The 12,886-nt window shown below is 68.1% G+C and carries 12 protein-coding genes; 10 read left to right on the top strand and 2 right to left on the bottom strand.

The annotated features are described in order from the left end of the window. Positions 1-40 precede the first annotated feature (40 nt). From AB0F43_RS28760 to AB0F43_RS28805, 10 genes are all read left to right on the top strand, one after another. Positions 41-256 (top strand): hypothetical protein, encoded by a 216-nt coding sequence (locus AB0F43_RS28760; RefSeq protein ID WP_360483496.1) that lies wholly within the window; start codon positions 41-43, stop codon positions 254-256. A 118-nt stretch (positions 257-374) separates the two neighbouring features. Beyond that, the gene (gene atpB, locus AB0F43_RS28765) at positions 375-1,157 is read left to right on the top strand and encodes a F0F1 ATP synthase subunit A (RefSeq protein WP_360483499.1); all 783 of its coding nucleotides are present in this window, start codon (positions 375-377) and stop codon (positions 1,155-1,157) included. An 82-nt stretch (positions 1,158-1,239) separates the two neighbouring features. Beyond that, positions 1,240-1,464, top strand: coding sequence for an ATP synthase F0 subunit C (atpE, locus tag AB0F43_RS28770; RefSeq protein WP_134010638.1), 225 nt, complete (start codon positions 1,240-1,242; stop codon positions 1,462-1,464). A gap of 29 nt (positions 1,465-1,493) precedes the next feature. Beyond that, the gene (locus AB0F43_RS28775; protein WP_360483503.1) at positions 1,494-2,066 is read left to right on the top strand and encodes a F0F1 ATP synthase subunit B; all 573 of its coding nucleotides are present in this window, start codon (positions 1,494-1,496) and stop codon (positions 2,064-2,066) included. Beyond that, the gene (locus AB0F43_RS28780; protein ID WP_360483506.1) at positions 2,066-2,863 is read left to right on the top strand and encodes a F0F1 ATP synthase subunit delta; all 798 of its coding nucleotides are present in this window, start codon (positions 2,066-2,068) and stop codon (positions 2,861-2,863) included. The genes AB0F43_RS28775 and AB0F43_RS28780 overlap by 1 nt, the downstream gene beginning before the upstream one ends. Positions 2,864-2,950: 87 nt before the next feature. Next, positions 2,951-4,588, top strand: a complete 1,638-nt coding sequence (gene atpA, locus AB0F43_RS28785; protein ID WP_360483509.1) for a F0F1 ATP synthase subunit alpha — start codon at positions 2,951-2,953, stop codon at positions 4,586-4,588. A gap of 6 nt (positions 4,589-4,594) precedes the next feature. Continuing rightward, positions 4,595-5,506 (top strand): F0F1 ATP synthase subunit gamma, encoded by a 912-nt coding sequence (locus AB0F43_RS28790; RefSeq protein WP_360483512.1) that lies wholly within the window; start codon positions 4,595-4,597, stop codon positions 5,504-5,506. A 5-nt stretch (positions 5,507-5,511) separates the two neighbouring features. Then, the gene (atpD, locus tag AB0F43_RS28795) at positions 5,512-6,966 is read left to right on the top strand and encodes a F0F1 ATP synthase subunit beta (protein WP_360483515.1); all 1,455 of its coding nucleotides are present in this window, start codon (positions 5,512-5,514) and stop codon (positions 6,964-6,966) included. A gap of 5 nt (positions 6,967-6,971) precedes the next feature. After that, complete coding sequence (locus AB0F43_RS28800) at positions 6,972-7,385, top strand: F0F1 ATP synthase subunit epsilon (protein WP_360483517.1); 414 nt, start codon at positions 6,972-6,974, stop codon at positions 7,383-7,385. 135 nt (positions 7,386-7,520) lie between these two features. Next, the gene (locus tag AB0F43_RS28805; RefSeq protein ID WP_360483520.1) at positions 7,521-7,952 is read left to right on the top strand and encodes a DUF2550 domain-containing protein; all 432 of its coding nucleotides are present in this window, start codon (positions 7,521-7,523) and stop codon (positions 7,950-7,952) included. A 31-nt stretch (positions 7,953-7,983) separates the two neighbouring features. On the opposite strand, the gene AB0F43_RS28810 is transcribed toward AB0F43_RS28805, so the two are convergent. Both AB0F43_RS28810 and AB0F43_RS28815 read right to left on the bottom strand, forming a co-directional pair. Continuing rightward, on the bottom strand, positions 7,984-9,837 hold the full coding sequence (locus AB0F43_RS28810; RefSeq protein ID WP_360483523.1) for a hypothetical protein: 1,854 nt from the start codon (positions 9,835-9,837) through the stop codon (positions 7,984-7,986). 58 nt (positions 9,838-9,895) lie between these two features. Further along, positions 9,896-12,766 carry a glycoside hydrolase family 2 TIM barrel-domain containing protein gene (locus AB0F43_RS28815; RefSeq protein ID WP_360483526.1) on the bottom strand — a complete coding sequence of 957 codons (2,871 nt, stop codon included), beginning with the start codon at positions 12,764-12,766 and terminating at the stop codon, positions 9,896-9,898. Between the last annotated feature and the right edge of the window lie 120 nt (positions 12,767-12,886).

The raw sequence follows: 12,886 nt of genomic DNA on the forward strand, positions 1-12,886 counted from the left end.
GTGACCGGATCTGTTGCGTCCTGGTACCTTTCGGATGCCAATGAGCGAGCATCAGGATCCGAAGCCATCACCCGGGAATGCGGGCGACGGCTGGCGGGTCCTGTCCTACTTGATCGGCGGTGTCGCGGTGTACGGCGGCATCGGGTTCGGGTTGGATCGCCTGCTCGGCACCCAGTTCCTGCTTCCGGTGGGCATCGTCCTCGGTGCCGGGCTCACCATCTTGATGTTGCACTTCCGGTACGGGTCGCGGTCCTGATCCCCGCGGGGATCGATCGCATCCACGCCGGGTCTGACGTTGTTGACCGCCATGCCCTGAGCCGCCCTGCCCTTAGCCACAAGGCGTCCGACTTGAGCACGACGCGAGAGGAGACCCGGTGATTGCCGGCGTTTCAACCGAGTTCAACCCGCCCGGTCCGCAGAACTTCGAGACACCCCCGATCTTCCACGGTGTCGACTGGTTCACCAAGCCTGTGCTGGTGGCCGCGTTGTCCGTCGTGGTGATCGTCTGGTTCTTCTGGGGTGCGTCCCGCAAGGCCGCGATCGTGCCGAGCAAGCTGCAGTTCGCCGGCGAGCTCGGCTACAACTTCGTCCGGAACTCGATCGCCCGCGACGCGATCGGCAGCAGCCAGCACATGAAGTACGTGCCGTACCTGTGCGGCCTGTTCTTCTTCATCCTGCTGAACAACGTCGCCGCGTCGATCCCGCTGATCCAGTTCCCGACCTTCAGCCACATCGGCTGGGCCTACGTGGCCGCGGTGATGAGCTGGGTGATCTACAACGCGGTCGGGATCAGGAAGCACGGCGCCTGGGGCTACTTCAAGCACCAGACCATGCCGGCCGGTGTGCCGATCTGGCTGATGCCGCTGATGATCCCGATCGAGTTCATCTCGAACATCCTGGTCCGGCCGATCTCGCTGAGCCTGCGGTTGTTCGCGAACATGTTCGCCGGTCACATCCTGCTGCTGGTGTTCGTGCTCGGCGGCGAGTACATGGTCCTGCACTCCGGCAGTATCGCGATCGGCGGCGTCGGCATCATCACCTTGCTGATGGCGCTGGCGATCGCCGGGCTGGAGCTGTTCGTCCAGTGCATCCAGGCCTACATCTTCGTTGTCCTGACCGCGCAGTACATCGGCAGCGCGATCGCCGACGACCACTGATCCGCACCACCGGTTCCACCCACTGACCCGTAGTAACGGAAACCCGGATAGCCCCTATCCGTACCGAAAGGAACACACTGCAATGACCGCACTCGAGATCTCCGGTGACATCGCGGTTCTGGGCTACGGCCTTGCGGCCATCGGCCCTGGCGTCGGCGTCGGCCTGATCTTCGCAGCAGTCATCAACGGCACCGCGCGCCAGCCGGAGGCACAGAGCAAGCTGCAGTCGATCGCGTGGATCGGCTTCGGCGTCACCGAGGTGCTCGCGATCATCGGTATCGCCCTCGCCTTCGTGTTCAAGGGCTGACCCAACCCCCTGACTGACAGGACTCAGAGATGCAGACCTTACTTCTGCCGCTGACAGAGGCCGCGGACGAGGCGCCGAGCCCACTGCTGCCGCACACGGCTGAGATCATCTTCGGTTTCGTCTTTCTGGTCCTGCTGGCCATCGCTTTCGCCAAGGTCGTCGTCCCGAAGTTCGAGAAGGCGTACGCCGATCGGACCGCGGCCATCGAAGGCGGGATGAACGAGGCCAAGCGGGCCCAGGCCGAGGCGAAGGCGGCGCTGGACAAGTACAACGCGCAGCTGGCGGAAGCCCGCCAGGAGGCTGCGAAGATCCGTGAGGACGCGCGTGAGCAGGGTGCGCAGATCATCGCGGAGATGCGTGAGCAGGCGAACGCCGAGGCCGAGCGCATCGTGACGCACGCGCGGACGCAGATCGACGCCGAGCGGGCCCAGGCGGTCGCCTCGCTGCGCAGCGAGGTCGGCCACATGGCCACCACCCTGGCCGGCCGGATCGTCGGCGAGTCGCTCGAGGACGAGGCGCGTCAGCGCCGCACCGTCGAGCGGTTCCTGGACGAGCTCGAGGCGTCGGAGTCCGCACGTCAGGCCGTCGGAACGGACGGCTGATGCGCGGCGCGTCGCAGGAGTCACTCGCCCGGGCCGAGGAGGCCCTGGCGGGTGTCACCGCCACCGAGGAACTGGGCGCCGAGCTGTTCTCGGTCGCCAAGGTGCTGGACGGCAACGGCGCGCTCCGGCGGGCCCTGACCGACCCGTCCCGGCAGGCGGCGGCGAAGGCCGCCCTGGCCGAGCAGTTGTTCAGCGGCAAGATCTCCGCCCAGGCGCGGGAGATCCTGACCGCCGCGGTGTCCGGCCGCTGGGTCGGCAGCCGCGATCTCGGTGACGCGCTGGACCGGCTCAGCGTCGAGGCCGAGATGGCGTACGCCGACAACCGGGGCAAGCTGGACGACGTGGAGGACGAGCTGTTCCGGCTGGAGCGGGTGGTCGCGGTGGAGCGGGCGCTCAGCGAGAAGCTCAGTGACCGCAACATCCCGATGGCGCCGCGGCAGAAGCTGATCCGCGGCTTGTTGCAGAGCAAGGCCGACGCCACCACGGTCCGACTGGCCGAGCGTGCGGTCGACGGCCGGGGCCGGAGCTTCGCCGCTTCGCTCCGCTCGTACCAGGTCGCCGCGGCGGCCCGGCGCAACGCCAGCGTCGCCACCGTGCGGGTCGCCACCGACCTGTCCGAGGCCGACCGCACCCGGCTCGCCGAGGCGCTCGGCCGGCAGTACGGCCGGGCGATCCAGCTGAACGTGATCGTCGACCCGAACATGGTCGGCGGCGTCCGGGTGGACATCGGCGACGAAGTGATCGACGGAACCATCGCGGCCAGGCTCGACGAAGCGCAGCGGCGCATCGCGGGCTGACCCCTAACGACATAGCCAGGCGCTAAGGGTCGGCAAAGCCTTTAGAGCCCACAACAGGCCAGCAAGGTCAAGGAAGCAGGAAACACAATGGCTGAGCTCACGATCAGGCCGGAGGAGATCCGGGACGCCCTGGATCAGTTCGTCAACGAGTACCAACCGGCCGAAACCAGCCGGGAAGAGGTCGGCACGGTCGTCGACGCCGGTGACGGCATCGCGCACGTCGAGGGACTGCCCTCGGCGATGACCAACGAGCTGCTCGAGTTCGAGGACGGCACCCGGGGGATCGCACTGAACCTCGACGTCCGCGACATCGGTGTCGCCGTCCTCGGTGAGTTCGACGGGATCGAGGAGGGCCAGCAGGTCCGCCGGACCGGCGCGGTGCTCTCGGTGCCGGTCGGCGAGGGCTACCTCGGCCGCGTCGTCGACCCACTGGGCAAGCCGATCGACGGCCTGGGCGAGATCAAGGACCTCGAGGGCAACCGTGCCCTCGAACTGCAGGCGGCCGGCGTGATGGACCGCCAGGAGGTTCGCGAGCCGCTGCAGACCGGCATCAAGGCGATCGACGGGATGATCCCGATCGGCCGCGGCCAGCGCGAGCTGATCATCGGCGACCGCAAGACCGGCAAGACGGCGATCGCGGTCGACACGATCATCAACCAGAAGGCCAACTGGGAGTCCGGCGACCCGAAGAAGCAGGTCCGCTGCATCTACGTCGCGATCGGCCAGAAGGGCTCGACCATCGCCGCCGTCCGCGGCGCGCTGGAAGAGGCTGGCGCGATGGAGTACACCACCATCGTGGCCGCCCCGGCGTCCGACCCGGCCGGCTTCAAGTACGTCGCGCCGTACACCGGCTCGGCCATCGGCCAGCACTGGATGTACCAGGGCAAGCACGTGCTGATCGTCTTCGACGACCTGACCAAGCAGGCCGAGGCCTACCGGGCGATGTCCTTGCTGCTGCGCCGCCCGCCGGGCCGCGAGGCCTACCCGGGTGACGTCTTCTACCTGCACAGCCGCCTGCTGGAGCGCTGCGCGAAGCTGTCCGACGAGCTCGGCGCCGGTTCGATGACCGGTCTGCCGATCATCGAGACCAAGGCCAACGACGTGTCGGCGTTCATCCCGACCAACGTCATCTCGATCACCGACGGCCAGATCTTCCTGCAGTCCGACCTGTTCAACGCCAACATCCGTCCCGCCATCGACGTCGGTATCTCGGTGTCCCGGGTCGGTGGCGCCGCGCAGGTCAAGGGCATGAAGAACGTGTCCGGCTCGCTGAAGCTGGACCTGGCCCAGTTCCGCGCGATGGAGGCGTTCGCGATGTTCGCCTCCGACCTCGACGCGACCTCGCGCCGCCAGCTCGACCGTGGCCAGCGCCTGGTCCAGCTGCTCCGCCAGCCGCAGTACTCGCCGTACCCGGTGGAGGAGCAGATCGTCTCCATCTGGGCCGGTACGAAGGGCCACTTCGACGAGGTGCCGGTCGACGACGTGCTCCGGTTCGAGCGTGACTTCCTCGACTACCTGCGGCGGGAGAGCAAGGTCCTCGACAGCATCCGCGAGTCCGGTCTGTTCGACGACGACTCGGCGCAGGCCGTGACCGAGGCGCTGGACGCGTTCAAGCCGACCTTCCAGACCTCCGAGGGCAAGCTGCTCGGCACCGAGGCTCCGGCCGAGGCGATGGCCGAAGAGGACGTCGAGCAGGAGCAGATCGTCCGGCAGAAGCGGGGCTGATCGACCGTGCCAGCCAGTCTGCGGGAGCTGCGTGAGCGTCGGGCCTCGGTCTCGACGATCAAGAAGCTCACCCGTGCGATGGAGCTCATCGCGGCGTCCCGGATCGTCAAGGCGCAGCAACGCGCCCAGGCGGCCGGTCCGTACGCGCGCGAGCTCACCCGTGCCGTGTCGGCGGTGGCGACGTTCTCGAACGTCGACCACCCGCTGACCACCGAGAAGCCGAACCCCAAGCGGGCCGCGGTGCTGCTGATCACCTCCGACCGCGGTCAGGCGGGGGCGTACTCGGCCAACGTGATCCGCGAGGGCGAGCGGCTGAACCAGTTGCTGCGCGACGAGGGCAAGGAGATCGTCCCGTTCATCAGCGGCCGCAAGGGCATCGCGTACTACACCTTCCGGCAGCGGGAGGTCGCGCAGTCGTGGAGCGGTGACTCCGACAACCCGGGCTTCGCCCGGGCCCGGGAGATCTCCGACGCGCTGATCGAGGCCTTCCTGACCCCGACCGAGGAAGGTGGCGTGGACGAGATCCACGTCGTCTTCACCCGGTTCGTGTCGATGCTGACCCAGCGCGCGGACGTGATCCGGTTGCTGCCGCTGGAGGTCGTCGAGGGCGAGGAGCCGCCGGCGGCCGACGACGTACTGCCGCTCTACGAGTTCGAGCCGTCTGCCGAGGACGTGCTGGACGCATTGCTGCCGAGGTACGTCGCCAGCCGGATCCACTACTGCATGCTGCAGGCGGCCGCCTCCGAGTTGGCCAACCGGCAGCGGGCGATGAAGTCGGCGACGGACAACGCGCAGGAGCTGATCGAGAAGCTGACGCGCGACTTCAACCAGGCGCGTCAGGCGCAAATTACCCAGGAAATCAGCGAGATCGTCGGTGGCGCCGGTGCGCTGGCCGACGCTTCCGCCGGGAGCGAGTGAGAGAGATGACTGCCACGGTTACCGAGAAGAACAACGAGGCCGGCGCCGCGGGCGTCGGTCGCGTCGCCCGGGTGATCGGCCCGGTCGTCGACGTCGAGTTCCCAGTGGACGCGATGCCCGAGATCTACAACGCGCTCGAGGTGGACATCACCCTCGGCGAGGACACCCAGACCATCACCCTCGAGGTGGCCCTGCACGTCGGCGACAACATCGTCCGGGCCATCTCGATGAAGCCCACCGACGGCCTGGTCCGCGGCGTCGAGGTGCGCGACACCGGCTCCGCGATCTCCGTGCCGGTCGGCGACGTCACCAAGGGCCGGGTCTGGAACGTCACCGGCAAGTGCCTGAACCAGGACGAGTCCGAGTTCGAGGTCACCGAGCGCTGGCCGATCCACCGCAAGGCGCCGGCCTTCGACCAGCTCGAGTCGAAGACCGAGATGCTGGAGACCGGCATCAAGGTGCTCGACCTGCTCACGCCGTACGTGCAGGGTGGCAAGATCGGCCTGTTCGGCGGTGCGGGTGTCGGCAAGACCGTTCTGATCCAGGAGATGATCTACCGGATCGCCCACAACTTCGGTGGTACGTCGGTGTTCGCCGGCGTGGGCGAGCGGACCCGTGAGGGCAACGACCTCATCAACGAGATGGAAGAGGCCGGGGTCTTCAAGGACACCGCGCTGGTGTTCGGCCAGATGGACGAGCCGCCGGGCACCCGGCTGCGGGTCGCGCTGTCGGCGCTGACGATGGCGGAGTACTTCCGCGACGTCAAGCAGCAGGACGTGCTGCTGTTCATCGACAACATCTTCCGGTTCACCCAGGCCGGTTCCGAGGTCTCCACCCTGCTCGGCCGGATGCCGAGTGCGGTCGGCTACCAGCCGAACCTGGCCGACGAGATGGGTGTGCTGCAGGAGCGGATCACCTCGACCCGGGGTCACTCGATCACCTCGATGCAGGCGATCTACGTCCCCGCGGACGACTACACCGACCCGGCGCCGGCGACCACCTTCGCCCACCTCGACGCGACCACCGAGCTCTCCCGCGACATCGCGTCGCGTGGTCTGTACCCGGCCGTCGACCCGCTGGCCTCCTCGTCGCGGATCCTCGACCCGCAGTACATCGGCCAGGAGCACTACGACGTGGCCGTCCGGGTGAAGCAGATCCTGCAGAAGAACAAGGAACTGCAGGACATCATCGCCATCCTGGGTGTCGACGAGCTCTCCGAAGAGGACAAGATCACCGTCGCCCGCGCGCGCCGGATCGAGCAGTTCCTCTCCCAGAACACCTACATGGCGGAGAAGTTCACCAACATCCCGGGCTCCACCGTGCCGCTGAAGGACACCATCGAGTCCTTCAAGAAGATCACCGAAGGCGAGTGCGACCACATCGCCGAGCAGGCGTTCTTCAACGTCGGTTCGCTCGAGGACGTCGAGCGCAAGTGGGCCGAGCTTCAAAAGGAACAGTGACTGACATGGCTGTTTCTGATACTGAGAGCGGCAAGCACCTCGAGGTTGCCCTCGTCGCGGCCGAGCGGACGGTGTGGCAGGGACAGGCCAAGATCGTCATCGCCCGGACCACGGACGGTGACGTCGGGATCCTGCCCGGCCACGCGCCGCTGCTGGGCCTGCTGCAGGGTGGCACCGTCCAGGTGCGGACCGTCGACGACGAGTACTTCGTCGCGGCCGCACCCGACGGCTTCATCTCGGTGGCGAACGACCGGGTCTCGATCCTGGCCGAGAACGCCGAGATGGGTCACGACATCGACCTGGAGGAGGCCCGTCGTGATCTCGAGCGGGCGCTGGCCACCGGTAGCGACACCGAGGGCGCCCAGGAAGACCTCCGGCTCGCCGAAGCGAGGGTGATGGCCGCCGAGAAGGCGGACTGACCGGGGCGGTGGGGTGGGGCCGGATTGGCTCAGTACCCACCTGTCATAATTGAACATCGTCACTGACAGTACGGTTCTCCGGCAGTGCCCGGGGCAGTAGCGGACCATGGGCACTGGGAATGGGGTCGGCAAGGTATGAGGATAGTCCTCGATGTCGTCGGGGTCTGTCTGCTTGCCGCCGTACTGCTGATCATCGCCTTCGCGTGCCGCCGTCGCTGGTTGTCCAGGGACGGCGGCACGTTCGATTGCAGCCTCCAGCTGGCGGAGAAGGAGCACGGCCGCGGCTGGGCCCTCGGCCTGGCCCGGTACGTCGGTGACGACCTGCAGTGGTTCCGGGTCTTCAGCCTCGCCTGGTGGCCCAAACTCGTGGTCAACCGCCGCCAGCTGGAAGGCGTCACCACCCGCCGGCCGATGGGCAACGAACCGCTGGTCACCTACGCCGGCCACGTCATCGTCGACGCGAAACTCCGCGACCGCACGGTCCATTTCGCCATGACCGAGGAAGCCCTCACCGGCGTCCTCGCCTGGATGGAATCCGCCCCACCCAGCAGCCAGACCTACCACTGAGGGCAGGTCCGGCCGCCGCCGGGGTGGGGTCTCAGCGCACCGCGCCGTAGATGTTTTGGTCGAGGCCTCCGGCGTTGGGGCAGGTGTCGGGGCCGAAGGTGCCGTCGGGGTTGGCGGCGCGGCATTGGAGTACGTCGAAGCCGTCCGTGCCGTCGATCGGGTAGCGCGGATCGGTTCCGGGGACGACGTCGCGGTGGTCGGTCCAGGTCATGAACGCGGTCGTGCCCGAGGCGGCGATGTAGTTGTAGTCGCCGAAGAACGGCACGTCGCGGTCACCGAACTGCTCGTACTGCGGCATCGTGCGGACCGTGCTCACCTCGCCGACGGTCCAGGTCGCGCCGGCGTTCGCCGAGCGGGCGTAGAACGCGGCCAGCCCCGGGCCTGCCGCTACCGCGCCCGGTGGGTTCGCTGCCGTCGCGATGTTCCCGACCGGCACGCTGCGGAAGTCACGTCCGCCGGGGCCCCTCGCGCCGTCGAAACGGCTGTCCTGCCAGACGGCGTGCAACCGGCCGGACTCGGCCGCGATGTCGGGGAAGTACTGGTGGCCGCGCGCCTGCGGATCGATCCGTGCCGGCGTGGACCAGGAAGCACCGCCCGTCGTCGTACGCAGGAGGTAGATCGCCGCCTGGCTGCCGACACCTTGGCTGATCGTGCCGTACGTCGTACCGGTCGAGGTCTGCGAGCCGGGGACGCTCCCGTCGTACACCACGAACACTTCGTTCGGATTGCCGGAGGTGGTCGGGTCAGCGGTGATGCGGACCTGCGAGTTCACCCGGTGGAACACGTACCCGGACTGGCAGGCGAGCGGTCCGTCACCGCAGTCGCGCGCGAACGCCCGTGGCTCCGGGCTCGCACACGCGCCCAGTGTCCCGTCGCCGCGCAGGCAGGCGGCGTACTTCGCCTGGCCGTAGGCGGGAGCCGAGACCGTCTGGTCGCCCGGGTCCCAGCCGATGAAGCCGGTCGCCACGGCCGGCTTGGTGAACGACGTGCCGCCGTTGGTCGACTTCACCCACGCGACCGCGTTGCCCTGCATCTGGCCGCTGGTGGGACGGAACTCGAACTGCCGCCAGGCGACGTACACGTGACCGCTTCGGGTGACCGCGATGTCGCAGAACTGGCTGCCGTGCACCGACTCGGAGATCTTCTGGCTGCGGAATGTCTGACCGCCGTCACTCGACCGCGCCAGGAACACGCCGTTGTTCGGGCCGCTGGCGGTGAACCGCGCCCAGCACACGTAGACGTTGCCTTCGTACGGGCTGTCGGCACCGCGGTCCACTTCGAGCTGGATCTTGTCGTGGAACAACCCGCGGAAGATCGGGCTGGGCGTACCGCGTTCGACCAGCGTCGTGAACTGGTACGACGGAGCCGGACCACTCGGCCACGCGTACCGGGCGACCCAGATCGAGCCGAGCGCGGGCCGGTCCCGGTTGAAGCCGATGCCCGCGTAGTACAGGTGCCTGTCGTTGTCCCAGGCCTGCACCGGGTCTCCGGCGTTGCTGACACCGATCCGCTGGAGCGGCGACGTCGTACCGGCTGGTGACGTGTCACCCGGGTAGCCCGGCAGCAGGCTGTTGGTCCAGGACGTGCCGCCGTTGCCCGAGTAATAGAAACCGGCCCAGGTCCCGCCGGTTGTAGGGACGGTGCAGTAGTCGTTGGACCCGGACGACATCAGCAGCGGATTGTGCGGGGCCACGCTCGCGGCGGGCTCGTTCTGCTGCCTGTTGTTCGTCGAGCAGGCGGCCAGCACCGGATCGGTGCCCCCGTCGTACCGCACATACGCGCGGTCGCTGACTTTCACGTCACCCGGTGCCGCACCGGCTGGTACGGACGCTAGCGACGCCACCACCCCGGCGCATACCACACCGGCCACCACGAAACGCCTCACGACCTCACCCCCTGTGAAGGAACCCCTCCTCACAGGAGACGTCTGGCCCTAGGACCTGTCAACGGCCCAGAGTGAACCGGAAACGGTGCCGACGAGCCTGCAGGTCGTACGGCGGCAGGATCGGTGCACCGCTGGTCGGGCTGCCAAGGCCGTGCTGGAGAGCGTCGAGTGTCACCCATACACGATCACTCGGCGTGAGGTCATCAGTATGCTCCGCAGCCGCGAGTTCGGCGGTGGTCCACCGCCTGACGGTCAGTGCGAAGACCGGGTCACCGGTCAGCGTCAGTTTCCCGGCGATGCCTGACAACTCGGCCCAGCGAACGTCGGCCCGCGCACCGTTCTCCTGCGGGTAGAGGTAGGGGATCTGGAGGTCGTCGACGGTCGACGTGTAGCGCCCGACGCGCGCCGCCGCCCGAGAGTCCGGATAGGCCTGCCCCGGCCCCAGCCCAAACCACGTGACCTGTCTGAAGCCCGCGGGCAATCCAAGCGTCACCCCCACCCGAGCCCACGGCACCGTCCAGGGCCCAACCGGCTCCACCTCGACGTCCGCGCTCAGCCGCTCGCCGTCCGACGTCCAGCGGTACGTCGTCAGCACGCGAGCGTCGGTCGCGGCCGCCCCCACCATCGTCACCACCACCAACGCGTCACCGTCTGCCTCGACCGAGACAGTCCGATACCGCAGCCGATGCACCCCCGCCTGCGCCCACCGAGTCTTCCGGTCCAGCGTGGTCGCATCCCAAGTCCGCGCATCGTGCTGAGTAGGCGCCCGCCACAGTTCGAGAGGCACATGCTCGACATCCCACGCCTGCAACCGGATCAATCGCCCACTCCGCTCACAGAACTGCCCCGGGCCGAGCCCGATCCGGCCGCCGCGCTGCCGTTCCGGCCGCGCCGCGGGAACGGAGGAGAGGGGCGAGGCCGCCGTACCACCGAGCGGCGGCTCCGCCGGCTGGACTCGCGCCTGGGTGAAGGCGACCTCGTGGCCTGCATTGGCCCAGGCGGTGTCATCGGTGAGGACGGCTCGGATTGTCAGCCACCGCTCGCGGTTCTGCATCGGAGTGCGGAAGGCGGGCAACGTGACGCTCGCCTCGCCGCCGGCCGGGATGGCAGGCAGCTCGAACGATCCCCGCTCGACCGCTTCACCCTCGTCGGCCAGCTCCCACTGGAATGACAGGTGGGTCGTGTCCAGGACGTCGTACCTGTTGACGATCCGGAGGGCGTCCGCATCGATGTGCAGGTGCACCGGCTCGAAGGCTTTGCGGACCTCCAGCAGGACGGGCTGTGGGGCGAGGTCCGGGAAGACCAGGCCGTCCAGGACGTAGGTGCCGTCGTGGAGTTCCTCGCCGAAGTCGCCGCCGTACGCGTAGCTGCCGTCCGGCCGCTGGATGCCGTGCTCCATCCACTCCCACAGGAAGCCGCCCTGGCAGCGTTCGTACCGGTGGAAGAGTTCCTCGTACTCCGGCAGCCCGCCCGGACCGTTGCCTCCGGCATGCGAATACTCGCAGAGCACGAACGGCATCGCCCGCCGCCGGGCATCCAGCCGGGGATCGTCCAGCGGCTTCTCGGCCCGCTTCCCGATCGCCTCGACCTCCGCGTGCGACGCGTACATCCGGCTGTAGACATCGACGTCCGCACAGGAGAGATCGCCCTCGTAGTGCAGTGGCCGGGACGGATCACGCTGACGCGTCCACTCGGCCATCGCGGACAGGTTGCGCCCGACGCCGGCCTCGTTGCCGAGCGACCACATGATCACCGACGGATGGTTCTTGTCCCGTTCGACGAGGCGGCGCATCCGGTCCACCGACGCGGCCTCGAACGCCGGGTCGTCGGCCGGGTTCCCACGCCACCCGAGCAGGAAGAAGCCGTGCGTCTCGTAGTCGCACTCGTCCATCACCCAGAACCCGAGCTCGTCGCACAACTCCAGCAGCCGCGAGTCCGGCGGGTAGTGACTGGTCCGGATCGCGTTGATGTTGTGCTGCTTCATCACCAGCAGCTCCTGCCGCAGCCGGTGCTCCGGTACGACGCGACCCAGCATGGGATCGTGCTCATGCCGGTTCACCCCGTGGAACAGCACCCGGCGGCCGTTCACCGTCAGTACGCCGTCCACGATCGCGACGGTGCGGAACCCGATCCGCAGTGACACGGTCTCGTCCGGCGTCTCGACCACGGCGTCGTACAACCGCGGCACCTCGGCCGACCACGGCTCCACATCCGGCACGGTCACCGACTCACCCGCAGCAAAATCGAGCCCCAACGAAGGCACCCGCACCACAGCACCCGGCACCGACTCGACCAGCAGCGTCCCAGCGCCGGTCCGGTGGTCGTAGTCCGCGTGCACGAACACGTCGGTGATCGAACGGCGCGCGAGCAGCGTGACATCGCGGAAGATCCCCGGCAGCCACCACATGTCCTGGTCCTCGAGGTAGCTGCCCGACGACCACTGATGCACACGCACCGCCAGCACGTTCCGTCCAGGCCGCAGTACCGCGCTCACGTCGAACTCACTCGGCAGCCGGCTCCCACGGGTCACCCCGAGCTCCACACCGTTCAGCCACACCCGCGCACAAGAGTCGACGCCGTCGAAACGCAGTACCGAAGGCCCATCCCATGGCGCCTCGAACACCAGCCGATAGTCCCCGGTCGGGTTCTCATCCGGCACGTACGGCGGATCAACCGGAAACGGATACGGCTGGTTCGTGTAGATCGGCCGCCCGAACCCATGCATCGGCCAACTCGACGGCACCGGGAGCGTGGCCCATTGAGAGTCGTCGAAGTCCTCCCGCTCGAACCCGTCCGCCGCCTCGGCCACCGACTCCGCGAAGTGGAACCGCCAACTCCCGTTCAGGCTGATCGAGGGTACGTCGGAGCGGACAGCGGCCCGTGGCGGCAGCACGCCGTACCCGGGTCCAGCGTTTTCGTAGTAGGTCATGGGGCCTCCCGGCCTGGACTGAGGAGCGGAGGGAGCGAAGCGAGTGGAGCGACGAGGGAAGGCCGGGAGTTGAGGCCCCATGACCCGCCGCGCCGAAGGCGCGGCCATAAACACAGCTAG

The organism is Kribbella sp. NPDC023972 (assembly GCF_040639075.1).
Taxonomy (GTDB): domain Bacteria; phylum Actinomycetota; class Actinomycetes; order Propionibacteriales; family Kribbellaceae; genus Kribbella.

Coding starts and splice junctions, on each gene's coding strand:
- atpE (WP_134010638.1), top strand. CDS start 1,240: ATGACCGCACTCGAGATCTCCGGTGACATCGCGGTTCTGGGCTACGGC.
- AB0F43_RS28775 (WP_360483503.1), top strand. CDS start 1,494: ATGCAGACCTTACTTCTGCCGCTGACAGAGGCCGCGGACGAGGCGCCG.
- atpD (WP_360483515.1), top strand. CDS start 5,512: ATGACTGCCACGGTTACCGAGAAGAACAACGAGGCCGGCGCCGCGGGC.
- atpA (WP_360483509.1), top strand. CDS start 2,951: ATGGCTGAGCTCACGATCAGGCCGGAGGAGATCCGGGACGCCCTGGAT.
- AB0F43_RS28760 (WP_360483496.1), top strand. CDS start 41: ATGAGCGAGCATCAGGATCCGAAGCCATCACCCGGGAATGCGGGCGAC.
- AB0F43_RS28800 (WP_360483517.1), top strand. CDS start 6,972: ATGGCTGTTTCTGATACTGAGAGCGGCAAGCACCTCGAGGTTGCCCTC.
- AB0F43_RS28805 (WP_360483520.1), top strand. CDS start 7,521: ATGAGGATAGTCCTCGATGTCGTCGGGGTCTGTCTGCTTGCCGCCGTA.
- AB0F43_RS28815 (WP_360483526.1), bottom strand. CDS start 12,766: ATGACCTACTACGAAAACGCTGGACCCGGGTACGGCGTGCTGCCGCCA.
- AB0F43_RS28780 (WP_360483506.1), top strand. CDS start 2,066: ATGCGCGGCGCGTCGCAGGAGTCACTCGCCCGGGCCGAGGAGGCCCTG.